This is a genomic window from Roseateles sp. PN1 (genome assembly GCF_038419725.1).
Classification (GTDB): domain Bacteria; phylum Pseudomonadota; class Gammaproteobacteria; order Burkholderiales; family Burkholderiaceae_C; genus Paucibacter_A.
On sequence record NZ_JBCARA010000001.1, the window covers coordinates 584,010 to 606,301 of the forward strand.

Consider the following 22,292-nt stretch of genomic DNA (forward strand, 5'->3'; position numbering starts at 1 on the left):
CCATCATGGCCGAAGCCTCTGAGCTCGATCCTGCCGCACCGATCCAGTTCGTCATCAATGCCGCTGCCGGCAGCAGCGATGCGGACATGAAGCGCGAAGTCATCGAGTCGGTGCTGCGGGCAGAAGGACGCAGCGGCCACTTGCACTTCTGCACGCCCCAAGATTTGGCGAGCGTGGCGCGTGAAGCGGCGCAGCGGGCCTTATCGACCCGCGCGGCCGTGGTCGCCGTCGGTGGCGACGGCACGCTCAACACGGTGGCGCAGGCCGCTCACGCTGCGGGCTGCGCCATGGGTGTGGTGCCGCAGGGCACGTTCAACTACTTTGCCCGCACGCATGGCATTCCCGCCGATCCGGCCGAAGCGGTCCGCCAGCTGCTGCATGCAGCGCCGGAGCCCGTTCAGGTGGCCGGCATCAACGAGCGTGTGTTCCTCGTCAACGCCAGCCTGGGGCTCTACCCTGATTTGTTGGAAGACCGAGAAGCCTACAAGGCCCGCTTCGGCCGCAGCCGCTGGGTGGCGTTTGTGGCGGCCTGCGCGACGCTGCTGCGCGCGCAGCGCCGGCTGCGGCTGCATATCGAAACAGGCGGCACGGTTCGCGATATGCAAACCTTGACGCTGTTTGTGGGTAATAACCGCCTGCAACTCCAGCAGTTCGGTGCGGAGCCGGAAGATACCCTGGCCGGCACGCCGGGCGATGGCAGCATGGCCGCCTTGGTGCTGCGGCCCATCGGAACGCTGTCGATGATGGGCTTGATGTTGCATGGCGCCATGGGCAGGCTGGGTGAGGCCGCCGGCGTTGATCGCTTCGAGTTTGATCACCTGGTGGTCAGGCCCACGCTGGCGCAGGGCCGTCGCGGGGTGAAGGTGGCCTTCGACGGCGAGGTGGCGATGATGCGCGCGCCGCTCGACATTCGCGTGCTCGCCAAACCGCTCTATCTGCTGAGGCCGCAGCCAATAACGCAGCCCACGGCTGCCGTCACTGCCGCCGCATCCCCGACGGACGGGGCCAGCCTGTGAGCCTCCTGCTGCAGATCTCCGACACGCATTTCGGCACCGAGCAGGCACCGGTCGTCGAAGCCTTGACCAAGCTGGCCCGCCAGCAGCGGCCCGATCTGATCGTGCTGTCCGGCGACATCACCCAGCGCGCACGCCCGGCGCAGTTCAGGGCCGCACGCGCGTTTGTGGACAGCCTCGGCGCGCCGGTGCTCGCCGTTCCCGGCAATCACGACATCGCGCTGCTCGACCTCTGGGCGCGCTTGCGCCGCCCCTATGCGCGCTACAGCGCTGCCTTCGGCGTGGACCTAGAACCCATACATCGCTCGCCCGATTTGCTGGTGCTAGGCGTCAACACCACTCGGCCGTGGCGGCACAAGCATGGCGAGATCTCCGGGCAGCAGGTCGACCATGTGGCGCAACTTTTGGCGGGCGCCGAAGCCACTCAGCTACGGGTGGTGGTGGTGCATCAGCCCGTGGCCGTGACGCGTGCCGAGGATCTGACCAACCGTCTGCGCGGGCATGCGGCCGCGCTCGAGCGCTGGGCTGAGGCCGGGGCCGACCTCATCATGGGTGGGCACATTCACCTGCCTTACGTGATGCCGCTGCAAGGCCTGGCGCGTCCGCTGTGGGCCGTGCAGGCGGGCACGGCCGTCTCGTCTCGGCTGCGCATGGGTGTGCCCAACTCGGTGAACCTGCTGCGCTGGGGCGCAGACTCGGCGCCTGGCTGCTGCCGCATCGAGCAGTGGGATTTCTCGCTTGAGACTCAAGCCTTCTTGCGCGCCAAGCTCACCGAGGTCCGGCCGGCCAGGGCTTGAGTGGGCTGCCACGCTGCGCTGGCCAACCCCGCGGTACAGCAAGATGGGCGCCGCGCTGAAGACCGTCGCTGAGCGGAATCAAGCCGCCGCGCCCGCGCGCGGCCGCAATCTCCATTTGACGGCTTCGAACCAAACCAGGCTCAGTAGCGCGGCGCCGCAGCCGGCCAGCAGCAGCTGCGGCGAGGGCTGGGCAAAGGAAAACAGGGCGCGGACGGCGGGTACGGCCAGGACGATGGCCAGCAAGCTCAGGGTGGCCAGCGCCATCCACAGGAAGGTGGGGTTCAGGCCACCAAATTTGGGGCCTGTTCCCGGTACGCCAGTTCCCCCAGGCGCGCCGGTGCCGCCGACCAGCAGGGCGGGCCGATTCCAGGACCGGTTGGCGTAGATCAGGCCCAGATTGGACAGTACCAGCACCGAGAAGGTCAGTGCACGCGCCACTTCGTCCGAACCGGAGAAGGTGCGCGTCAACGCGAAAACGCCGAGCAGCAGGGCCAGCAAGCCCGCACCTTGCCAGAGGCCGCGTACCAGCACGGCGCGGTCGAACAGGCGGGCATCTGGGCGGCGCGGAGGCTGGCGCATCGCGTCCGGCTCCAGCGGCTCGGCCTCGAAGACGACCGAGCAGGCCGGGTCGATGATCAGTTGCAGGAACAAGATGTGCACCGGCATCAGCAGCATGGGCCAGCCCAGCAGCACAGGCAGGATGGACAGGCCGACGATGGGCACATGCACCGCGATCACGAAGACGATGGCCTTGCGCAGATTGGCGAAGACGCGGCGCCCGTAGCGCACCGCCGTCACCAGGGCGGTGAAGTCGTCGTTCAGCAGCACCAGCGCGGCGGCCTCGCGGGCCACGTCGGTGCCGCGCGCGCCCATGGCCACGCCGATGTGCGCGGCCTTCAGCGCCGGCGCGTCGTTGACGCCGTCGCCCGTCATCGCCACCACTTCGCCGCGCGCGCGGAAGGCCTGCACCAGGCGCAGCTTTTGCTCGGGCTGGACGCGGCAGAAGATGTGCGTGTCGGCAAGGCGCTTGTCTAGCTCGGCCTCGCTCAAGGTCGCCAATTCGGTGCCGGTAATAGGCGGGCCGCTCTCGGTGTTCAGCCCGGCCTGGCGCGCGATGGAGCTGGCGGTGGCCGGGTGGTCGCCGGTGATCATCACCACGCGGATACCTGCGGCCTTGCATTCGGCAATCGCTTGCGGCACCTCGGGGCGGACCGGGTCTTCCAGCGCGATGAGGCCGAGGAACTCGAAGTCGAAATCATGTTGCTCGGCGGGCAGCTCTGGCGCGGCCAAGCTGGCCCGGGCCACGCCCAACACGCGCAGCCCCGCGGAAGCCATCAGCGCGACTTGCGTCGCGACGGCGGCATGGCGGGTGGCGTCCATATGGCAGAGGTCGACGATGGCCTCCGGCGCCCCTTTGGCCGCGATCATCCGGGCTTGCAGATCGGGCGACTGCCAGACCCGGGACATCGCCAGCATCTCGGGCGATAAGGGGTAATCGTCCACCAGCGTCCAGTCGGCATGCAGGTGTTCTGTGTGGGCCAGCAGGCGCTGGCCGGCGGCGCCGATGGCGGCTTCCATCGGGTCGAAGGCGCGCCGGTGGCTGGCCAGCACGGCGAATTCGAGCACTTCGTGCAGGTCTTCGCCCAGCGGCTTGTCGGCGGCTTGCGCGCTGTCGTAGCTGGCCGCCGGCGTCCAGAGCCTGCGCACGGCCATGCGGTTGGCGGTGAGGGTGCCGGTCTTGTCGACACACAAGACCGTGGTCGCCCCCAGCAATTCCACTGCCGGGATGCTGCGTGCCAAGACTTGCTCGCGCGCCAGGCGCCAAGCGCCCAAGCCCAGGAACAGGGTCAGCACCACCGGCAGTTCTTCGGGCAGGATGGCCATGGCCAGCGTCAGGCCCGCCAGCAGGCCGTGCAACCAGTCCCCGGTGCTAACACCGTAAGCCAGGGCCAGGCCGGCCGCCAACAAGAGCCCGATGATGGCCACGCGTTTGACCACCTTGCGGGTCTCGTTCTGGATCGGCGTGTCCTCGCCCCCGAGGCCTTCCAGTGACTTGCCGATCCGCCCCAGGGCGCTGCGCTCGCCAGTGGCCACCACGCGGCCCTGGGCCGTGCCCTGGGTCACCAGCGTGCCGGAGAAGACCCGGCCGGCGTTGTCGCTGCTGGCTTCTTGTTCGTCGTGCTTGCCATCCACCGGCGCCGGGCTGGCCGCAGCGCTTGTGTCGGTGGCCGCTGTCAGCTGCTTGCTCACCGGCACCGATTCCCCGCTGAGCATGGACTCATCCACGGTGAGATTCGCGGCTTCCAGCAAGTCCATATCGGCCGGCACGCGGTCGCCTTCGGCCAGCAAGACGATGTCGCCACACACCAACTCACGGCCAGGCACTTTGCGCGTTTTGCCCTCACGCAAGACCAAGGCCTGCGGGCTGGACATATCGCGCAGCGCTTCCAGCGAGCGCTCGGTGCGCCTTTGCTGCACAAAGGTGATGCCCATGACGACGAACACAAAGCCCAGCAGCATCAGCGCGTCATTGCGATTGCCCAGCACGAGGTAGATCGCTCCGCAGGCCACCAGAAGCAGGAACATCGGCTCCCGCGCGATGTCTGCCAACAGCCGCAGCACGCTGCGCGGGCGCGACACCGGCAACTCATTGGGCCCCTCGCGCGCCAGTTGCTCGCGGGCTTGGGTCTCGGTCAGGCCGGTGGCTTGCATATCGTGATGCTAACTTTTCAATGGGAAGGGGTGGTGGCGCGGTTGCCGCGCTCGGCATAGTCGGCACAGCCTAGGCTTTGTGCTTGACGCCGGCATGAAAAAATGCGCCCAAGGGCAACGCACGGCTTTACCCAGGCGTCTGGGCTGCGAATGGCGCCAGGCCGAGATTAGGCGCACATTCAGCCGCGCTCTGTGCGCTGTCGAACGCAGCGACTTCGCTTAGCGAAGCGCAATCGCCGAAGTGATCGCGCTGCGCGCCCTGTTTGCAGCCACTTTTGCCCGACACTGGCGGCTACGTCCCGCCGAACGCCCAAGCTCTCAATCAATGTCAGATTCAGTTTTCGTCCCGCAGCGCATCCAGCCCAGTGCCGAGCAGTTGCTCATTCAAACCACGCGGGCTCGCCATGTGCTGATCGAGGCCAATGCCGGCGCCGCCAAGACCACCACCTTAGCCTTGCGCATCGCCCAGGCGCTGACGCGCGGCGCTCGGCCGGATATGGTGCTGGCGCTGACCTATACCGCCCCGGCGGTGCAGGCCTTGCGAACGCAGCTGCGCATGATCGGCCTGGCGGCCGAGCAGATCGAGCAGATGCATATCCACAGCTTCGAGTCCTTCAGTGCTGCCTTGCTGGCCGAACGTGAAGGGCCGGGCACGGAGCTGCTGGCCACGCCCACGCTGGTGAAGCCCTTTGTCGTGCGCGCCATCGAGCGGGCGCAGACCCTGCCCGAGGAGCGCTACCCCGACGAGTTGACGCTGGGGATGCCGCCCGGCGCCTTGGTGGAAGGTTTGCTGCGCTCGTTTGACGTGATCAAGGGCCGCATGCTGATCGAGCAATTGGACGAGGGCGCCCGCATCACGCCCGACCTGGCCGAAACCTTGGGCTTTGACTATCTGACCCTGCGCGTGCGTTCGGCCTACGAGCTGATCCGGCGCGGCGGCCACCCGGACCATCCGGCCTTTCGCTTCGAGGGCGATGCCACCTACGATCTGGCCCACGCCATCATGGCGGAGGAGTTCAGCGCCGAGGACACGCCCTTTGCACTCGGCCTGGCGCTGATCGTGGTGGATGAGATGCACGACACCAACCGCGCCATGTTCACCATTCTGAAGGCCTTGCTGGGCGCGAACCGCCGCGCCGCCTTCGTGGGCGTGGGTGACCGCGACCAAGTGATTCACTCGCAGACCGGCGCCGAGGCCGGCTTCATGGCCGAGCATTTTGAGCATGAGATTGGCGCGCCCCTGCGCCTGCCCCTGACGGCCAGCCACCGCTTCGGCCCCGCGCTGGCACAGGCCGTGGGCGCGCTGGCGGGCAAGCCTTATGCGGCAGTTGAGCAGCAGGCGACGCAGATCGTCAGCCTGCCTTGTGAATCCACCCGCGTGATGGCGCGCCTGATCGCGCAAGTGGCGCGCGAGCATATGGGTCAGAGCCAGCAAGATGAGTTGCGCATCTTGCTGCGCCAGCCCGCCTATTCCATCCCGATCGAGCGCGAGCTGTTGCAGCTGGGCCTGGACTATGCCTGCGCCGGCGTGCAACCCTTTTTGCAACGTCCGGAGATTTTGTTGGTGCGCGGCCTGCAGGCTTTTTGCATCGACGACTTCAGCGGCTTCAAGACCAAGGCGCAGCGCGCCGCCGTGCTGGCCGCGCTGATGCAGTTTGCCGGCGCCTTGATCGACAGCATCGAGTTGCGCCATGTCGATGCCCTGACCGCGCAGCGCCGCGCCATCGACGAGGCCGCCAGCGATCCCGACGGCATGAGAACCTTCATCGAGGGTCAGGTCTTGCGCAATGCCTCGGCCACCGCCTTGCCGCTGCTGCGTGATGCCATCAGCCTGCTCAAGATGAATGATTTGCCGGCTTTTGTGGATGGCTTCATGGCCGCACTCAAGCCGCAGCGCCTGGCCCAAGCGGTGCTGGTGCGCAAAGATGACATCGAGCAGGTGCGCGCCAATGTGGCGCAACTGCTGCAGCTGGCGCAGCAAGAAGGTGGCGAGCTGGCCGATGTGTTCCGCGTGCTGCATCAGCTGGAAGCGCAGCAGCTGCGCATGCGGGCCAATCGCCGCATCACCTTGTCCAGCATCGAGGCGGCCAAGGGTCTGGAGTTCGACCATGTGCTAATCCCCCACCTCTCACGCGGCGAGTTCAGCGGCGACGTCAGCGCCGCGGAGAACCGCAATCTGCTTTATGTGGCGATGACGCGCGCCCGGCAACGCCTGACCCTGGCTTTTAATCCCGCCAGCCCTTCTCGCTATCTGCTCGACGCGGGCTTGCTGAGCGCTTAGGCGCGCTCGCCCGGCCGGTGGCCCATCCAATTCCAAGGACTCCAGATGAACTCGCTTCGCCCTCACCGTCCTGCGCTTGAAGGCGGGCTCTTGGCTCTGCTGGCCGCCGGCCTGTTTGGCGCCAGCACACCCTTGCTGCAGGTTTTCGGTCGGGGCTTGGGTCCGTTCAGCACGGCGGCCTTGCTCTATGTGGGCGCGGCCTTGGTCGGCTTGTTGCTACGTCAGTCGCCCAAGCGGGAGGCCGCTTTGCGCCGCGGCGATTTGCCTCGTCTGCTGGCCGTGGCCGGCTTTGGTGCCGCCTTGGGGCCGGTGGCCCTGGCCTGGGGCTTGCAGCGCAGCAGTGCCACCGGTGCTTCGCTGATGTTGACCTTGGAAGCCTTGTTCACCGCCTTGCTGGCCTGGCGCTTGTATGGCGAGACCATGGACCGCCGCGTGGTCCTGGGCCTGCTGGCTTTGCTGGGCGGCGGGGTGCTGCTGGTGCTGGATCAAGGCTTGCACGGCAGCAGCCAGCTCTTGGGCCTCTTGGCCGTTTTGCTGGCGACGGCAGCCTGGGGCATGGACAACAGCTTGTCGCGGGCGCTGGCCGAGCGTGACCCCGGCCAGGTGGTGCTGGCCAAAGCCGCGCTGGGCTCGACCGCCACCGCCTTCCTGGCCTGGCTCAGCGGCGAGGCCTTGCCTGCTCCCCTGGCCGCGCTGGGCTTGTTGGCGGTGGGCGCCACAGGCTATGGCCTGAGCCTGCGCTTTTACTTACTGGCGCAACGCGCTTTTGGCGCGGCGCGTACCGGCTCAGTCTTCGCCTTCGCGCCCTTCATCGGCGCAGCGATTGCATTTGCCCTGGGGGATCGCTCTGCCGGTTGGGGCATGGTGGCGGGCGGCGGCTTGATGCTGGTGGGGGTGATCCTGCACTTGGCGGAATCGCACGCGCATGAGCATCAGCATGAAGCGCTGGCGCATGAGCACGCACACCGGCATGACGACGGCCATCACGACCATCACCACGACCCCATGCCCACAGGCCCGCACAGCCACCCGCATGCGCATCAGCCCACGCGGCACAGCCATGCGCATGTGCCGGACGCGCATCACACCCATTCACATTGAAGGGCGTCACCGCGGGCTTCAGCGCCTTCTGAAGTCCCAGGGCGCGGTGGGCTGTTCCTCATGCCAGAGGCCCAGCTCACGCTGGCGGGCTAGCTGCTCGGCAGCTGCATAACTGCGCCGTTCGGCGGCAGGCTGATCCTTCTCGTACTGCTTGTAGTGCCAGGCCATGCCTTGTGAGAGTTGCGTCAGGCAGGCGTCCACCGGCCCCACCATCACCTTGCCGATGATGCGGCCGTAGCGGTCCTTCTTGCGCCACACCACGCTGACGTTTTTGCCGTAGACCAAGTCGGACAAGTTCTGCTTGGCACGCTGGCCAAAGGCCTGGTGCTTCTCCGGCGCGTCAATGCCGGCCAGGCGGATCTTGTGCGGCTGGGTAGTTTGGTCAAGCACGGTGATGGTGTCGCCATCGGCCACGCCGACCACACGGCCATCGAGCTGTTTGTCGATCGTGCTGGCCGGGCAAGTGCCGGCCAGCAGCGCCAGGCTCAGCCCCAGCAAGAACCGGCGGCAGGAAGCGACGAGGGGTTGGAGCGTGGAGGTGTTGCGCGAGGCCTTGGTGTAGCTAGCGTTCAAGAGCGACTGACTCCGGCTGAGTCAGCTTGTGCCGCGTGACTTGCTGCTGCTGCTGCGGCGTGCGTAGAGGATGGGTTCAACATGCGATAGGGGTGGGGCATTGCGGCGCTGGCGCGGCTTGTACAAAAGGCCCGCATCATCCCATCAGCGGGCAGTGCCTGCGTGTGGCTGCGCGGCCCTGGTGTGACGGATGGCGCGCCAGATGGCCCGGCGGAGGAACGAACAATTCGTTACGCATTGAGGGTCAACCGTTGCGAGGGGGCGCTCGTTGAGATCACAAGCCGGCAAATGCCAGGCTCGCTTGAGAAACCCGAAGCAAATCGGGTTCATTTAGAAGGCTTTTAATCATGTCCAAGATCACGTCTTTCATCGCTGCAGCAGCTTTGTCTACCCTGGCCGTGGCGTCCTTCGCCCAAGCACCGGCCGCCACTGCGACGGCGCCTGCCAAGACCACGGCAACTGCCGCGCCAGCCGTGACCACTGCTGCCCCTGCTGCCGCCACGAACACCACCGCTGCTGCACCTGCGGCAACCACCGCGGCAGCCGCCACCACGGGCACCGCCAAGCCGGCCGCCGCTGCGGACGCGGCTCACGGCCACAAGCATGAGAAGAAGCATGCCCATCCAAAGGCTGCTACTCCTGCTGCAGCAGCAACAACGACGGCCGCCCCGGCTGCCGCAGCCTCCGCTGCCAAGTAAAGTCGCCAATCAGCTGCACGGCCCGGGCTAGTCCCGAGGCCCGTGCCAGCAAGACCAGCCCCGGTGGACAAGCAAAGTCCACCGGGGCTGTTTGTTTTTGGCGCTGGCCAGGACTTGTGGCACGGGCCGCGTGCGCCGGCTGGGTTGACAATAGCCGCGCTGGCAAACGAGCTTCAGGCGATTTCACCCGACTGGTTTGCGCGCACAGGACCACAAGTTTTCACTTCCTTATCCACCCGATTCGCTACCCGCGAATTCCTAGCGAAGCCCCCTCATCACCATGCTGAAACCCACCGTGATTGCCCTGGCAGCGACCCTGGCGCTGCTCTCCACCACCGCTGAACCGGCGCTGGCCGCCGCTGCAGTCGCCAAGCCGGCCTCGGCCAGCGCGGCAACGGCCGCCGTGCCGGCCGGGCAGGGCGTGTGGGATTTGACGCCGCTGTACGCCAATGAGGCGGCCTGGGAAACCGAGCGCTTGGCCATCCTGGCCGAGCTGCCCAAGCTCAAGGCCTTGCAGGGCACGCTGGGCACCAGCAGCAAGAGCATGGCCGACGGCCTGGACCAAATCTCCACCGTGCGCCGCCGCCTGGGCCGCTTGGTGACTTACTCTGGCCTGCTGGCCGACGAGAACACCCAGATCACCGCCAACCAGGCACGCAATCAGTTGGCCTACTCGGCCTACAACCAGTTCGGTGAGGCGGTGTCTTTTGTCACTGCCGAAGTTACGGCCACGGGCCGCGACAAGGTTGAATCCTATCTGGCCGCCGAGCCACGCCTGGCCAAGCACAAGCAGGGTTTGAAGACGATTCTGCGCCTGGCCGCTCACACCCTGAGCCTGAAGGAAGAAGCGCTGCTGGCCTCCGCCGCCGAACCCATGCAGCAGCCGCAAAGTATTTACGGCCTGCTGACCAATGCCGATCTGCCCTGGCCCACCATCACCGTGCGTGGCAAGAAGGTGGTGCTGGATCAAGAGCAATACGTGGCCTTCCGCGGCGACGCTGATCCCAAGGTGCGTGAGCAAGTCTTCAAGTCTTTCTGGCCCGTGTACAAGGCCTACGAGCGCACCCTGGGCGCCATCTACGCCGCCAATCTGCGCGGCACCGTGTTCAATGCCAAGGTGCGCCAGTACCCCAGCAGCGTGGCCATGGCTCAGGGTAATGACAACATTCCCGAGGCCGTCTACCGCAGCCTGGTGCAAGAGGCCAATGCCGGCCTGCCCACGCTGCACCGTTACCTGAAGCTGCGCAGCAAGATGCTGGGCCTGAAGAACCCCGGTTATCAAGACGGTTATGTGGCGCTGGCCAAGACCAACCGCAGCTACACCCTGGCCGAGGCCGAGCAACTGACCCTGGCCGCCCTGGCGCCGCTGGGCAGCGACTACACCACCAAGCTGGATCAAGCCTTCAAGGGCAACTGGATGCATGCCGTGCCGCAGCGCGGCAAACGCTCGGGCGCTTACATGAACCCGGCCGCCTACGATGTGCACCCCTATTTGCTGATGAGCTTCAACGGCGAGTATCAAAGCGTCTCGACCCTGGCGCATGAGTGGGGTCACGCCATGCACTCGGTGTTGTCCAATGCGGCGCAGCCTTTTGAGACGGCTGACTACTCGACCTTCATTGCCGAGATCCCCTCAACGGCCAATGAGCTGTTCTTGGTCGATCACATGGTCGAGAAGGCCGCCACACGGGAGGAGAAAATCTTCGCGCTGAGCCAGGAGCTGGAAAGCATCCGCAGCACCTTCTTCCGCCAGGCCATGTTTGCCGAGTTTGAGCTGAAGTCGCACGAGGCGGTGGAGAAGGGCGAAGCCGTAACCGGCGAATGGTTCACCAAGACCTACCTCGACCTGCTCAAGCGCTATCACGGCGACGCGCAAGGCGTGGTCAAGATCGATGACCTCTACGGCATCGAGTGGGCCTACATCCCGCATTTCTACAACGACTTCTACGTCTACCAGTACGCCACCTGCGTCAGCGCCGCGGCCTTCTTCGCCGAAGGCATCCGCAAGGGCGACACCGCCTTGCGTGACAAGTACTTCGCCATGCTCAAGGCCGGCAGCTCGGCTGATGCCTATCCGCTGACGCTGGCAGCCGGTGTGGACCTGGCCTCGCCCGAGCCCTATCGCGCGCTGATGCGCCGCATGAATGCGACCATGGACAAGCTGGAAAAGCTAAATGCTGAGAAGGCCAGCAAGTAAGCACGGCCAGTTTCATCGCCAAGCAAAAGGGCCCGAGTAATCGGGCCCTTTTTTCATGACGACGAAGCCGTGTCGCGGCGCCGTTTTTTACCAGCTGCCAGTATTGGCCATCGAAGCCCAGGGCTCGGCCGGGGCCAGCGCCGGGCCGTCTTGCAGCAGCTCCACCGAGATGCCATCGGGCGAGCGCACAAACGCCATGCGGCCGTCGCGCGGTGGGCGCAGCACGGTCACGCCGTGGTCGGCCAGGCGCTGGCAGGCGGCGTAGATGTCGGGCACGGCAAAAGCCAGGTGGCCGAAATTGCGCCCACCGGTGTACTGCTCGCTCTTGCCGTCGGCATCGGGCCAGTTATAGGTCAGCTCCACTTGTGGCTGGTAGGGGCCCGCTGCGTCGCTCGGGGCGGCGAGATAGAGCAGGGTGAAGCGGCCGGCCTCGTACTCGTTGCGGCGCACTTCCACCATCCCAAGCGCATCGCGGTAAAACTTCAGCGAGGCTTCAAGATCGGTGACGCGAACCATGGTGTGCAGGTATTTCATGATTTCTTCTCGGCAGTGAGGACTGAGCAGGATTGTCGCGGCTGCCGGCCGCTGGCGCTGTTGGAAGGATATTGCGGGGGATATTGCAGCGCGTTTTTGCGCTCCACCCCCAGCAGCAGGGCCAAGGGCGCCGGCAGCCGGCGTGCCAAGGCATAGCCCAGGGCGCACAACGCTGCGGTGAGCGCGATCAAGGCCAAGCCCTCCGCCAAGGGCGGCAAGTGCCAGGGCTTGATGGCCTGGCTCAGCACGACGATGAGGGTTTGGTGCAGGATGTAGACGCAGAACACCGCGGCGCTGAGGCGCTGGCGCAGGGGGCTGTCCTGGTTCAGCCACTGCCGCGCAAAGCCGCACACCGCCACCAAGGCCCACCACTGCATGCCGCCCCACAGCAGGCGCATGGCGTAGCGCAGCGCGTCGGGCGGTGGGCTGTCGGCATAGGCCTGGAAGTAAAGCATCAGCACAGCCCAGCTGCACAGGGCCGCCACCAAAGCCAGCCAACGCAGGCGGCGCAGGCCTAGCCACAGCTTGTCGCCGGCGCCAGCCATCAGGTAGCCGAGCACAAACAAGCCGAGGTATTGCGCATGGGCGTACCAATCCCAGACGAGGTTGTGCGTTACCTCGAATTGAATCAGCGTGACGCGTGCGACCATCAGTGGCAGCGCGCCCAGCAGCATCAGGAACAGGGTGGAGCCGCTCCGTGCAGCGATGGCTCCGCTGCTCCAGGCCAGCAGGCGCGGCGCCCAGCGCGCCAGCAGCAGGGCCAGGCCCGTGTAGGCCCACAGATAGGGCAAGAACCACAGATGATTCCAGGTCGGCAGGCTGAGGCAGTGCCGGCGGCCTTCTTCGAGCCGGCAAAAGTCGGCATTGCCACGCAGATAGTCGGGCATGAAGTCCAGATAGCTACCGCTGTAGCCGAACTTGGCGATCACCTCAAAGTAGGACTGCGGCGGCACGATGATCAACATGCCGAACAACAAAGGCCACAGCAGCCGGCTGCTGCGGCGGCGGAAGAAGGCGCCTGCGGGCTGTGGCTTGGCGGCCAGGGCATGCATCAGGGCGGCGCCCGAGATCAGGAAGAGCAGGCCCATGCGCCAGGGCGAGCTGAGCAGCATCAGCGGCTCGATCGTCGAGCTGGCCGCCGGGCTTTTGACATGCCAGCCCCAAGTCACGTAATACATGCCGACGTGATAGAGCACCAGCAAGCCGAAGGCGAGGATGCGCAGCCAGTCGAGGAAGAAGAGGCGCTGCGACGATGTTTGTGATTCGTGCGCAGCGCTGCCGATATGCAGTGGAAGTGATGTGTGTGCCATGGCGGCCAGCATCGCCCGCCGGGCCGCTGCGGCCAAGCGTTCTGGGGCGAGTTGGCTTTGGCCTGGGGTCAGTGCGCGGCGGCGCGGATCTGCAGCGTGGCCTTGACCGTCAAAGGCACGCCTTTGCGCAGCGAGGCCACACCGATCACCGAGCGTGCATGCACACCGGCGGGGCCGAACACGGCCACCAGCAGATCGGAGGCGCCGTCCAGCACCTCGGCGTGTTCCTCGAACTCCGGCGTGCTGTTGATGGAGCCGTGCAATTCCACGACACGCAGCACCCGGTCCAGCGAACCCAGCTCGGCCTTGATGGCCGCTATCAGCGCCAGGCAGGCGGAGCGTGCCAGGGCATAGCCCTGCTCGGCGTCGTATTGCTCGCCCAAACGGCCCTTGGAGCTTTCGCCCGCGATGGCCAGCGGCGCCTTGCCGGAGAGAAAGAGCAAGTCGCCGGCTTGCACAGCGGCCGCATAGTTGCCGGCCGGCGCGCCGCCGCTGGGGAGTTCCAGGCCCAGGGCCTGCAGTCTTTGTTCGGGTGTCATGCCTGAGGGTTTCCTAAATGAGTTGTTCACGATAACCGCGCGAGACGCGCAGCTTGGCGCCCGAGCTGAGCGTCAACTCGGCCTCGCCGCGCGCCAGGCTGGCGATGCAGTGGATATGCGCCGGGTTGACCGCATGGCTGCGGTGCACCCGCACAAAGCCAGCCTGCTGCGCGGCAGCATGGGCCAGAAAATCGGCCAGGGTGTGGCGGTCCAGATGCTGGGCGGGCGGGGCATGCAGCGCGATGTAGTTGTCCGCCGCAGCCACCCATTCCACCTGGGCCAAGGCCAGCTTCATCAAGCCGCCGCCGCGCTGCGGCACCAGCCAGTGGCCGCTGACCGGCTGCAATTGCTGCAAAGCGCTGAGCAGGGCGGCACGGGGCCGCTCTCTGTCGATTCGATCTTCACTGTTGTTGCTGGCCTGGATGCGCTGGCGCAGCCGGGCCAGGGTCTGGTCCAGACGCTCCGCGCTGAAAGGCTTGAGCAAATAGTCCACCGCATTGAGCTCAAAGGCGCGCAAGGCGTGTTGCTCAAACGCGGTGCAGAATGCGCAATGGGTGGCGGGCGGCAAGGCCAGGGCCAGCTCGAGGCCGTTCATGCCGGGCATCTGAATGTCCAGCAAGGCCAGGTCGGGTTGCAAGGCCTCGGCTAAACGCAAGGCCTCCAGGGCATCGCCCGCCTCGCCCACCACTTGCACGGCTGGCGCATGGGCCAGCAGCAGGCGGCGCAACTTGGCGCGGGCCGGGGCTTCGTCGTCAACGATCAAGACCTTGAGGGGCGTCATCTGGGCGTGTCCGCAGCGGTGAGTGTGGCCTTGGGGTTAGCCGAGAGATTGGTGGCCTCTGCCATTTGCGCCGGCAGGCTCAAGCTCAGGCGGCTGCCGCTGCCTAGGCTTTCCAGCTTGACGCTGGCCCGCGCGCCGTAGCTGGCTTGCAGGCGCTCGCGGGTATTGGCCATGCCGATGGCGCCGGCACGGGTGTCGCGGCTGGGGGCGGTGCCGCTGTTGTCCACCGTGATTTGCAGCTGCCCCGCGGCAACTTCAGCGCATAGCCGCAGCTGCACAGGGCCTAGATGCTGGGCCACATCGTGGGTGATGGCGTTTTCAATCGGCGCGATCAAGAGCAGGCTTGGCAATAGGCAGCCTTGTGCCGCCGTGCTGGCGTTCAGGCTGACTTGCAGGCGCTCACCGAAGCGGGCCTGCATCAGCGTCAGATAGGGCTGCACCAGTTGCAACTCCTGCGCCAGGGTGTGGCGTTCGCTGTGCTGGGCGTTGAGCGCTTGGCGCAAGAGCGTGGCCAGCTCGCACAGCAGCCGGTCGGCGCGCTGCACGTCCTCATACATCACCGAGGAAATCAGGTTCAGGGTGTTGAACAGAAAGTGCGGCTGGATCTGATCGCTCAAGCGCTGCAAACGCGCCTCGGCCAACTCGCTGCGCAAGCGCTCCAGCTCATGGCGGCGCGCTTGCTCGGCATTGGCCAGGCGCAGGCCTTCGCTGATGAAGACGAAGAGCAGGTAGCTGATGCTGTCCTTGGCGCCCTCGTAGGCGAACATGGTGGGCAGTTCATCGCGCTGATAGGGCAGACCCATCAAGGCATAGACGCTGGCGCGCAGCAGCAGCAAGCCAGCCACGTGCAGCAGTACAAAGAGCCCCAAGCCAAGCAGATGCCCCAGCAACAGGCGCCAGAGTGGTGCGCCTTGGTCGCGCAGCCGCGCATGCCAGCGAAACAGGGCAATGGCCAGCAAGCCCACGATGAGCACGCTGCTGAGTTCCCACAAAAAGGGCTCCCAGGGGTGGGGCCCGCCACGCGCTTGGTAGTGCTGCAGCTCGGCCACGCTCAGCAGCAGGCCCACGCCCAGCACCAGGGCGGCGTAAGCCCACCAGAGCAGGCGGCGCTGCGGCGGCGGCGGGGTAGTGTTTGGGGTTGTGGCCGTCATGGGCCTCACGCTATCACGCAGGCTGCGCGTGCTGAGGCTTTGCCTGGCCATTCACCCCGGCATAAGCGCGCTTCGCCCCAAAACTCAAGAGTTCTCGGCCCGGCGCGCCACCATTCGCCGCTCGTTGCTGGCGATTCGTCGCTTGCGCTGTTCGTGCGTCGCTCGGGACAAGGTTTGGCCGCGATGGCCGCAGAGACTGCAGCCATTGAAACCACTAACTGGAGTTCACACATGTTTTCCAAGCCCGTCCTCTCGCGCCTGTTGGCACCCGCAAGCCTGGCATTGGCCGCCGTGCTTGCGCCTGTTGCCGCGGCCCATGCTGCGAACGAACCTGGCCAGATCAGTATCACCGTGCGTGGCAGCGGTGCACCCGTCTTGATGATTCCCGGCCTCAGCAGCTCGGCCCAGGTCTGGGACGAAACCTGCGCGGCACTGCAGCCCCAGGTGCAATGCCAGATTGCTCAGCTGCCGGGCTTTGCCGGTGCGGCGGCAGGCCCGCGGCAGGAACAACAGTATCTGGCGGCCATGCGCGATCAGTTGCAGGCCGTGTTGAAGGCCCAGGCGCCCAAGCGGGTGACGGTGATGGGCCACAGCCTGGGCGGCACGCTGGCGCTGATGCTGGCAGCTCAGCCCGATGCTGCGCAGATTGAGCGTTTGATCATTGTTGACAGCCTGCCTTTCCTGCCAGGGGTCCAAAACCCGAATGCAACGGTGGAGAGCGTGCGCCCCCAGATGGCCGCCATGCGGGATGCCATGTCCAAGGGCAAGCCGCAGGCGGCCCAGCTCAAGCCCATGATGGCCAGCATGTCGAACAGCCCTGCGCGTGTGGATCAGCTGGTGCAGTGGGGCCTGGACTCCGACCCCGCCTCGGTGGCCCAGGCCATGTATGAGTTGTGGACCACCGATCTGCGCCCCCTGCTGCCCAAGATCAAAGTGCCCACCTTGGTGTTCGGCGCCTGGGCCGCTTACGCGCCTATGGGTTCCAGCCAGGACATCGTCACTCGTCTGTACCAGAGCCAGTACGCCGGTCTGGAGGGTGTCCAGCTCAAGATCAGCACTGCCGGCTATCACTTCCTGATGTGGGATGACCCGGCGCTGGTGCAGCAGTCCACCCGCGAGTTCATGGGCCTGGCGCCGCGTCCTGCCCAATAACGCCTTCGGCCAACAGCTCGGCGATCTGCGCGGTGCTGTAGCCCAGCTCTGTCAACAAGGCCTGGCTGTGCTCACCCAGTCGCGGCGGGTCCAGGCGCAGGGGCAGGCGTTCGCCGTCCAGGGTGAGCGGCAGCAAGGGCACGCGGGTGGCGCGACCATCGGGCAGGGTCATGGGGGCCAGGCCGCCGGTGGCCAGCAGATGGGGGTCGTCCATCAGCTGCTCGGGCCGGGTGATGGGGGCGAAGGGCAGGCCCTCGCGCTCGAACACGGCGCTGATCTCGGCCACCGGCTGTGCGGCCAAGCGGCTGCGCAGCTCGGGCAGCAGCCACTCGCGCGCCAGCACGCGCTGCTTATTGCTGGCCACGCGAGCGTCTTGCGCTAAATCGGCAAAGCCGAAGGCTTGGCAAAAAATCTGCCACTGCGTATCGCTGACCACGGCCAGGAAAATCTGCGCTCCGTCCTTGACGCTGAAAACGTCGTAAATGCCCCAGGGCGAGATGCGGTTGGGCATGGGGTCGGGCGCTTTGCCGGAGATGGCGAACTGCATCATGTGCTGCGCCACCAGAAAGATATTGTTTTCGAACAGGGCCGACTGCACCTGCTGGCCGCGCCCGGTTTGATGGCGCGCCTGCAGCGCCGCCAGCACGCCGATGGCGCCGAACATGCCGCCCATGATGTCGTTGACGCTGCTGCCGGCGCGCAGCGGGTCGCCGGGCCGGCCGGTCATATAGGCCAGGCCGCCCATCATCTGCACCACCTCATCCAGGGCGGTGCGGTGCTCGTAAGGGCCGGGCAGAAAGCCTTTGTGGCTGACGTAAATCAGCCGCGGGTTCAGCGCGCTCAAGGCCTCATAGCCCAGGCCGAGCCGTTCCATGCTGCCGCTCTTGAAGTTCTCGCTGAACACATCGGCACTGGCCAGCAGCTTGAGCACGATCTCCAGCCCGCGCGGGTGTTTGATGTCCAGCGCCAGGCTCTTTTTATTGCGGTTGAACAGCGGATAAAAACCCGTGCCCGCGCCCAGTAGTTGGCGGGTGTTGTCGCCCGTCAGCGGTTCGACCTTGATGACTTCGGCGCCCAGATCGGCCAGCACCATGCCGCAGGTGGGCCCCATGACCATATGGGTGAACTCGATGACGCGCAGGCCGGCCAGGGGCAGGGCTTGCGCAGTGGGTGACGGGTTTGGCGTTGCGCTGGGCGTATCAGGCGTATTCATGCTTGCATTGTGGCGTGTTCAAGTTGCTCGTCTCGCCCTGCGCCGGCTATGCGAGACTGCCGCCATCTGTTCAAGCGTGGGTGTGCGGTCATGAAAATTTGCATTGTTGGCGCGGGTGCCATTGGCGGTTGGTTTGGCGCCTTTCTGGGGGCGAAACTGGGCGCGGAAGTCGAGCTGAGTGTGCTGGCGCGTGGCGCCACCCTGGCCGCGCTGCGCCAGCACGGCTTGCGCATGGACACGGGCGGCGAACGCATCAGCGTCACCCCGGCCCGGCTCAGCGATGACCCGGCCGAGCTTGGTGTGCAAGACCTGATCATCCTGGCCGTCAAAGGCCCGGCCCTGGCCGCCGTGGCGCCGGCCGTCAAGGCCATGCTGGGGGCGCAGACCCGTGTGCTGGTGGCCATGAATGGTGTGCCCTGGTGGTTCTTTGAGGGCCTGGGCGGCGAGTTGGAAGGTCAGCATCTGGACAGCGTGGATCCTGGCGGCGTGGTGGCTGCCCTGATCCCGGCCGAGCAGGTGATCGGCTGCGTGGTGCACGCCAGCTGCGCGACGCCCGAGCCGAGCCTGGTGCGGCATGTGATGGGCATGGGCTTGATCATCGGCGCGCCCTCGGGCGGGCGGCCCGAGTCGGTCTTGCAATTGGCCGAAGTCTTAGGCCGAGCGGGCTTCAAGGTCAGCGTGTCCGAGCGCATCCAGCGCGATATTTGGTACAAGCTCTGGGGCAATATGACGACCAACCCCATGTCCGCCCTGACCGGCGCCACCTGCGACCGCATCCTCGACGACGACTTGGTGCGCGGCCTGATGACCCGCATCATGCTGGAGGCCGCCGAGATCGGCGCGCGCATGGGTTGTGCGGTGGACCAAACGCCCGAACAGCGTCATGCCATCACCCGATCGCTGGGTGCCTTCAAAACCTCGATGTTGCAAGACGCCGAGGCGGGCCGCCCGCTGGAGTACAGCGCCCTGATCGGCGCGGCGCGCGAAATCGGGCAGAAGCTGGGGATGGAGACGCCGTTCACCGATGCCTTGCTCGGCCTGGTGCGCTTGATGGCGCAGAGCAAGGGCTTGAATCCTCAGTGAACTATTTGGGCAGCTTCAACAAACCCTTGTCGCTGAAGCGCACCGTGCCGAACATGCCGCCGGCCAGTTTGCCGGTCAGCACATAGGGCAGCTCGCCCTGTTCGGCCACGCTGCCAAAGCTCACCGCTTGGCGCAGGGCCGCGAAGGCGGAGATGGTCAGCGGGATCTGCAAAATGCTTTCGCCATAGCGCGGCACCGTGCCTTTTTGGTCGCTGACGCCGCTGGCGAAGTTCTTGCCGTTGAGCTCCAGCTCAATCGCCGCGCCGTCGAATTCGACCGGCGTTTCATTCGGGTTCTGAACGCGCAGCTTGACCAACAAGCGCAGCTCCAAGCCCTCGCCGCTGAGCGGCTCGACGCCCACCACATTCACGCGCAAGGCCTCGCGCTGACCCAGCGCGGCGCAGCCGCCCAGCAGCATGAGCGCGGCGGCGGGCGCGGCGGCAGTGAGGGTGCGGTGCAGAAATTGACGGCGGGCGTTGGCAGCGTTCATGCGGCGGTTCCTTCTTGAGTCGGATGCGTCTTGAATTTCAGTTAGGCGCTTGGCTGGCCCACAGGCCAGTTAGGCCAGCACTTGCAGCAACCACTGGTTAAGGTCTTGCACCTCTTCCATGCACAGCGAGTGTTCCATCGGGTATTCATGCCACTCCGGCGCATAGCCCAGGGTCTGCAGCTTGTCCCGTGCCGCTGCGCCGCGGGCCAGGGCCACAACGGGGTCGCGCGTGCCGTGGGCCAGGAAGATGGGGGTGTTGTGATTGGCACTGTGGCGTTCCGCCGCGGTGGCCTCTGCCAGCGGCAGATAGCCGGACATGCCCACCAGCCCGGCCAGGCGCTGTGGGTAGCGCAGACCGGCCAGCAGGGTCATGGCGCAGCCTTGCGAGAAGCCGGCCAGCACGATGCGCTCGGCCGGCATGCCATTGGCGATTTCGCGGTCCAGCAAGGCGTGGATTTGTTGGGTGGACAGGCGCAGGCCGGCTTCGTCCTCACGGCGCTGCAGATCGCTGCCGGCAATGTCGTACCAAGCCCGCATGCGGTAGCCGTTGTTGATGGTGACGGCCCGTTCGGGCGCACGCGGCATGACGCAGCGCACGGGGCCAACGGCGTCCAGATCGAGGGCGTCAAACATCTGGATGAAGTCGGCGCCATCGGCGCCCAGGCCATGCAAGACGATCAAGGTGGCGCGCGGGGCGCTGGCGGGGTTCAGTTCAATCGTGACGAGGGACATGGTGCGGGCCAGGGTGTTCGGATGAGCCCGATGGTAGCGGGCTGGCGTGGCAGCGCTGAAGGTCACGGCGGATGGCAGAGCCCGCGGCCGGTCCCATGAGCGCGCAATGGGCTTGGCAGACGGCACAGCACGCCGCGCCGTCTGCCGCATCACTACAGACGCGTCGCCCGCTTAGGCGAGTTCAAGCTCGCCAATGGGCTGGTGCTGCAAGTGCCGCAAACGCTCCAAGCTGCTCACGGTGTCCAGGCAGGCCTGGGCAAGTTCGCGGCCTTTTTCGACAAAGTGCTGGCGGAAGAACTGCTGGTGCACCTCATGTTCGTGAAAGTCGTGCGGCGTCAGCACGGCGGAGAACACCGGCACATCGCAGTCCAGTTGCACGCGCATCAGGCCGTCGATGACGGCACCGGCCACAAACTCATGCCGGTAAATGCCGCCGTTGACGACCAGGGCGCAGGCCACGATGGCCTCGTACCGGCCGCTCAGCGCCAGGCGTTTGGCATGCAGCGGGATTTCGAACGCCCCCGGCACCTCGAAGTGGTCGATTTCGTCGGCGCATTTGCCGCGCCGTCGGCACTCGGCCTTGAAGGCTTCGGTGGCGCAGCTGACGATGCCTTTGTGCCAGCTGGCGCTGATGATGGCCAGGCGTTTGCCCTGGTGGGCGCGGCCGGCAGGCGGTGCCGAGCCTGGGGTGGCGGGTTGGGATTGCTTCAGTCCTTGGGTCTGATTCATGGTGGTCCTCAATAGGATGGTTGCCAGAATCAGGGCGCAGGCACGCAAGCGCGGCGCCAGCCTCCGCGGAAGCTGTCGCCGACACCACGCGTTTCTCTTTCATCCGGACTATGACCGTCGGCTCTGGCATCGCACCAGATCTGCTGACCCCGCAGACGGCCGAAGCCAGCTGCGGGCGCTCGCGGGCTCCCGTGCAGAACACGGATACCGCCGGTGGGGAATTTCACCCCGCCCTGAGAACGCTGCCAGACCCATATGGGCCTGGCGCGGCGATTCTAGTAGGGCAGGAAGCCGAAGCAGTTGAGGCGGAGTCTCGCCCTTCAGTTCGGCAGCAAGCTGTTCAAACCCCACATCAGGCCGGGATAGACCAGGCCCCAGCTCGCCAAGACCAGGCCGGCACACTTCAGCGCAATCAAAGCGTGGCTCTTGCCGCGCTGCGCGTGTGCGGGTTGCGCAGCCGCGTCTCGCCAAGCGCCACGTGGCGGGATCAGTTGCTGGGTGGCGGCACGGCGGTCTTTCAGTTGGGCGCTTCTCATGATGGCCTCCTCGGGGCGATGTCCAACAAACAAGTGGCAAACCGATGCAAGCCGCGTGCCAGCTGGCGTCGGTGCTGCGCAATGCCGCTTTTGCGGGCCGTACTTTCAGCCGCTGCTGCGGTCCACACGCAGGGCCAGCACCACCGAGCTGGTGGTCTTGATCACGCCGTCGATTTCACCGATTTCGTCCAGCAGCGCATCCAGTCGCATGGTGGAGTCCGCGCGCAGCAAGGCCATGTAGTCGAACTCACCGCTGACCGAGGCGAGCTGGCGCAACTCGGGCAATTGGCTCAGGCGCTTGACCACCTCGCGCCCGGCCTTGGGCTGCACGGTGATGCCCACAAAAGCCTGCACGCCACGGTCGGCTGCGTCGGCGCCTAGGCGCGCGGTGTAACCCACGATGGTGCCATTGCCCTCCAAACGGGCCAGACGAGCCACCACCGTGGTGCGCGCCACGCTCAGCTTGCGTGCCAGTTCGGCGGTGCTGGCGCGCGCATTGGCCTGCAACTGGGTGATGAGTTGACGGTCCAGCGCGTCGAGGCTGCTTGGCACGGGCGCCGGGCCCGCTGGGGCCGAACTGGCGGGTGAGCTGGCGGCGGAGGGGGGCTGTGAGGGGCTATTCATGACAAACCCTTGCTTGATTCGATGTGACGAAGTGCTTCGTCGAAAC

The 22,292-nt window shown here is 66.1% G+C and carries 21 protein-coding genes and 1 riboswitch; of the genes, 8 read left to right on the forward strand and 13 right to left on the reverse strand.

Going from position 1 to position 22,292, the window contains the following annotated elements; translation table 11 throughout:
- Positions 1-5: 5 nt before the first annotated feature.
- Positions 6-1,016 carry a diacylglycerol/lipid kinase family protein gene (locus tag AABB87_RS02260; RefSeq protein ID WP_341969544.1) on the forward strand — a complete coding sequence of 337 codons (1,011 nt, stop codon included), beginning with the start codon at positions 6-8 and terminating at the stop codon, positions 1,014-1,016.
- Positions 1,013-1,810, forward strand: coding sequence for a metallophosphoesterase family protein (locus AABB87_RS02265; protein WP_341969545.1), 798 nt, complete (start codon positions 1,013-1,015; stop codon positions 1,808-1,810). Before AABB87_RS02260 ends, AABB87_RS02265 begins: the two co-directional genes overlap by 4 nt.
- A 78-nt stretch (positions 1,811-1,888) precedes the next feature.
- On the opposite strand, the gene AABB87_RS02270 is transcribed toward AABB87_RS02265, so the two are convergent.
- Positions 1,889-4,522 carry a cation-translocating P-type ATPase gene (locus AABB87_RS02270; RefSeq protein ID WP_341969547.1) on the reverse strand — a complete coding sequence of 878 codons (2,634 nt, stop codon included), beginning with the start codon at positions 4,520-4,522 and terminating at the stop codon, positions 1,889-1,891.
- 325 nt (positions 4,523-4,847) lie between these two features.
- Here AABB87_RS02270 and AABB87_RS02275 point away from each other — a divergent pair, with 325 nt between their 5' ends.
- Together AABB87_RS02275 and AABB87_RS02280 are read left to right on the forward strand one after the other, a co-directional pair.
- Positions 4,848-6,803 carry an ATP-dependent helicase gene (locus tag AABB87_RS02275; RefSeq protein WP_341969548.1) on the forward strand — a complete coding sequence of 652 codons (1,956 nt, stop codon included), beginning with the start codon at positions 4,848-4,850 and terminating at the stop codon, positions 6,801-6,803.
- A gap of 45 nt (positions 6,804-6,848) precedes the next feature.
- The gene (locus AABB87_RS02280) at positions 6,849-7,904 is read left to right on the forward strand and encodes a DMT family transporter (RefSeq protein ID WP_341969549.1); all 1,056 of its coding nucleotides are present in this window, start codon (positions 6,849-6,851) and stop codon (positions 7,902-7,904) included.
- An 18-nt stretch (positions 7,905-7,922) separates the two neighbouring features.
- Here AABB87_RS02280 and AABB87_RS02285 read toward each other — a convergent pair whose 3' ends face one another.
- Positions 7,923-8,477 (reverse strand): thermonuclease family protein, encoded by a 555-nt coding sequence (locus AABB87_RS02285; protein WP_341969550.1) that lies wholly within the window; start codon positions 8,475-8,477, stop codon positions 7,923-7,925.
- 347 nt (positions 8,478-8,824) lie between these two features.
- On the opposite strand from AABB87_RS02285, the gene AABB87_RS02290 reads away from it, so the two are divergent.
- Both AABB87_RS02290 and pepF read left to right on the forward strand, forming a co-directional pair.
- Complete coding sequence (locus AABB87_RS02290; protein WP_341969551.1) at positions 8,825-9,175, forward strand: hypothetical protein; 351 nt, start codon at positions 8,825-8,827, stop codon at positions 9,173-9,175.
- 280 nt (positions 9,176-9,455) lie between these two features.
- Positions 9,456-11,372, forward strand: coding sequence for an oligoendopeptidase F (gene pepF / locus AABB87_RS02295; protein WP_341969553.1), 1,917 nt, complete (start codon positions 9,456-9,458; stop codon positions 11,370-11,372).
- Positions 11,373-11,459: 87 nt separating this feature from the next.
- Here the strand turns inward: pepF and AABB87_RS02300 are convergent, their stop codons facing one another.
- The 5 genes from AABB87_RS02300 to AABB87_RS02320 form a co-directional block, all read right to left on the reverse strand.
- Entirely contained in the window at positions 11,460-11,906 is a 447-nt protein-coding gene (locus AABB87_RS02300; protein WP_341969555.1) for a VOC family protein, read from the reverse strand.
- Positions 11,903-13,216 (reverse strand): acyltransferase family protein, encoded by a 1,314-nt coding sequence (locus tag AABB87_RS02305; protein WP_341969556.1) that lies wholly within the window; start codon positions 13,214-13,216, stop codon positions 11,903-11,905. The genes AABB87_RS02300 and AABB87_RS02305 overlap by 4 nt, the downstream gene beginning before the upstream one ends.
- A gap of 68 nt (positions 13,217-13,284) precedes the next feature.
- Complete coding sequence (locus tag AABB87_RS02310; protein ID WP_341969557.1) at positions 13,285-13,755, reverse strand: RidA family protein; 471 nt, start codon at positions 13,753-13,755, stop codon at positions 13,285-13,287.
- A gap of 13 nt (positions 13,756-13,768) precedes the next feature.
- The gene (locus tag AABB87_RS02315; protein ID WP_341969558.1) at positions 13,769-14,536 is read right to left on the reverse strand and encodes a LytR/AlgR family response regulator transcription factor; all 768 of its coding nucleotides are present in this window, start codon (positions 14,534-14,536) and stop codon (positions 13,769-13,771) included.
- Positions 14,533-15,687 (reverse strand): sensor histidine kinase, encoded by a 1,155-nt coding sequence (locus AABB87_RS02320; protein ID WP_341969559.1) that lies wholly within the window; start codon positions 15,685-15,687, stop codon positions 14,533-14,535. Before AABB87_RS02320 ends, AABB87_RS02315 begins: the two co-directional genes overlap by 4 nt.
- Positions 15,688-15,918: 231 nt before the next feature.
- Between AABB87_RS02320 and AABB87_RS02325 the strand changes: the two genes are divergently transcribed.
- Positions 15,919-16,839 (forward strand): alpha/beta fold hydrolase, encoded by a 921-nt coding sequence (locus tag AABB87_RS02325; RefSeq protein ID WP_341969560.1) that lies wholly within the window; start codon positions 15,919-15,921, stop codon positions 16,837-16,839.
- Here the strand turns inward: AABB87_RS02325 and AABB87_RS02330 are convergent.
- Complete coding sequence (locus tag AABB87_RS02330) at positions 16,808-18,052, reverse strand: CaiB/BaiF CoA transferase family protein (protein WP_341969562.1); 1,245 nt, start codon at positions 18,050-18,052, stop codon at positions 16,808-16,810. The genes AABB87_RS02325 and AABB87_RS02330 overlap by 32 nt on opposite strands.
- 90 nt (positions 18,053-18,142) lie before the next feature.
- Between AABB87_RS02330 and AABB87_RS02335 the strand changes: the two genes are divergently transcribed.
- Positions 18,143-19,135, forward strand: a complete 993-nt coding sequence (locus AABB87_RS02335; protein ID WP_341969563.1) for a 2-dehydropantoate 2-reductase — start codon at positions 18,143-18,145, stop codon at positions 19,133-19,135.
- Between the two features lies 1 nt (position 19,136).
- Here the strand turns inward: AABB87_RS02335 and AABB87_RS02340 are convergent, their stop codons facing one another.
- From AABB87_RS02340 to AABB87_RS02360, 5 genes are all read right to left on the reverse strand, one after another.
- Positions 19,137-19,625 carry an LEA type 2 family protein gene (locus tag AABB87_RS02340; RefSeq protein WP_445944821.1) on the reverse strand — a complete coding sequence of 163 codons (489 nt, stop codon included), beginning with the start codon at positions 19,623-19,625 and terminating at the stop codon, positions 19,137-19,139.
- Positions 19,626-19,694: 69 nt separating this feature from the next.
- The gene (locus tag AABB87_RS02345; protein ID WP_341969564.1) at positions 19,695-20,357 is read right to left on the reverse strand and encodes an alpha/beta hydrolase; all 663 of its coding nucleotides are present in this window, start codon (positions 20,355-20,357) and stop codon (positions 19,695-19,697) included.
- A 171-nt stretch (positions 20,358-20,528) separates the two neighbouring features.
- Positions 20,529-21,086, reverse strand: a complete 558-nt coding sequence (locus AABB87_RS02350; RefSeq protein WP_341969565.1) for a 6,7-dimethyl-8-ribityllumazine synthase — start codon at positions 21,084-21,086, stop codon at positions 20,529-20,531.
- Positions 21,087-21,172: 86 nt separating this feature from the next.
- Positions 21,173-21,331, reverse strand: a riboswitch (FMN riboswitch).
- Positions 21,332-21,406: 75 nt separating this feature from the next.
- Positions 21,407-21,622 carry a hypothetical protein gene (locus tag AABB87_RS02355; protein WP_341969566.1) on the reverse strand — a complete coding sequence of 72 codons (216 nt, stop codon included), beginning with the start codon at positions 21,620-21,622 and terminating at the stop codon, positions 21,407-21,409.
- Positions 21,623-21,727: 105 nt separating this feature from the next.
- Positions 21,728-22,246: an Lrp/AsnC family transcriptional regulator gene (locus tag AABB87_RS02360; protein ID WP_341969567.1), complete on the reverse strand. Its 519-nt coding sequence runs from the start codon at positions 22,244-22,246 to the stop codon at positions 21,728-21,730.
- Between the last annotated feature and the right edge of the window lie 46 nt (positions 22,247-22,292).

Bases quoted from the DNA above. Each gene is read 5' to 3' on its own strand.
- AABB87_RS02360 (WP_341969567.1), bottom strand. From the start codon at position 22,246: ATGAATAGCCCCTCACAGCCCCCCTCCGCCGCCAGCTCACCCGCCAGT.
- AABB87_RS02315 (WP_341969558.1), bottom strand. From the start codon at position 14,536: ATGACGCCCCTCAAGGTCTTGATCGTTGACGACGAAGCCCCGGCCCGC.
- AABB87_RS02270 (WP_341969547.1), bottom strand. From the start codon at position 4,522: ATGCAAGCCACCGGCCTGACCGAGACCCAAGCCCGCGAGCAACTGGCG.
- AABB87_RS02350 (WP_341969565.1), bottom strand. From the start codon at position 21,086: ATGAATCAGACCCAAGGACTGAAGCAATCCCAACCCGCCACCCCAGGC.
- pepF (WP_341969553.1), top strand. From the start codon at position 9,456: ATGCTGAAACCCACCGTGATTGCCCTGGCAGCGACCCTGGCGCTGCTC.
- AABB87_RS02335 (WP_341969563.1), top strand. From the start codon at position 18,143: ATGAAAATTTGCATTGTTGGCGCGGGTGCCATTGGCGGTTGGTTTGGC.
- AABB87_RS02320 (WP_341969559.1), bottom strand. From the start codon at position 15,687: ATGACGGCCACAACCCCAAACACTACCCCGCCGCCGCCGCAGCGCCGC.
- AABB87_RS02310 (WP_341969557.1), bottom strand. From the start codon at position 13,755: ATGACACCCGAACAAAGACTGCAGGCCCTGGGCCTGGAACTCCCCAGC.
- AABB87_RS02275 (WP_341969548.1), top strand. From the start codon at position 4,848: ATGTCAGATTCAGTTTTCGTCCCGCAGCGCATCCAGCCCAGTGCCGAG.
- AABB87_RS02305 (WP_341969556.1), bottom strand. From the start codon at position 13,216: ATGGCACACACATCACTTCCACTGCATATCGGCAGCGCTGCGCACGAA.
- AABB87_RS02300 (WP_341969555.1), bottom strand. From the start codon at position 11,906: ATGAAATACCTGCACACCATGGTTCGCGTCACCGATCTTGAAGCCTCG.
- AABB87_RS02280 (WP_341969549.1), top strand. From the start codon at position 6,849: ATGAACTCGCTTCGCCCTCACCGTCCTGCGCTTGAAGGCGGGCTCTTG.
- AABB87_RS02330 (WP_341969562.1), bottom strand. From the start codon at position 18,052: ATGAATACGCCTGATACGCCCAGCGCAACGCCAAACCCGTCACCCACT.
- AABB87_RS02345 (WP_341969564.1), bottom strand. From the start codon at position 20,357: ATGTCCCTCGTCACGATTGAACTGAACCCCGCCAGCGCCCCGCGCGCC.
- AABB87_RS02290 (WP_341969551.1), top strand. From the start codon at position 8,825: ATGTCCAAGATCACGTCTTTCATCGCTGCAGCAGCTTTGTCTACCCTG.
- AABB87_RS02355 (WP_341969566.1), bottom strand. From the start codon at position 21,622: ATGAGAAGCGCCCAACTGAAAGACCGCCGTGCCGCCACCCAGCAACTG.
- AABB87_RS02260 (WP_341969544.1), top strand. From the start codon at position 6: ATGGCCGAAGCCTCTGAGCTCGATCCTGCCGCACCGATCCAGTTCGTC.
- AABB87_RS02340 (WP_445944821.1), bottom strand. From the start codon at position 19,625: ATGAACGCTGCCAACGCCCGCCGTCAATTTCTGCACCGCACCCTCACT.
- AABB87_RS02325 (WP_341969560.1), top strand. From the start codon at position 15,919: ATGTTTTCCAAGCCCGTCCTCTCGCGCCTGTTGGCACCCGCAAGCCTG.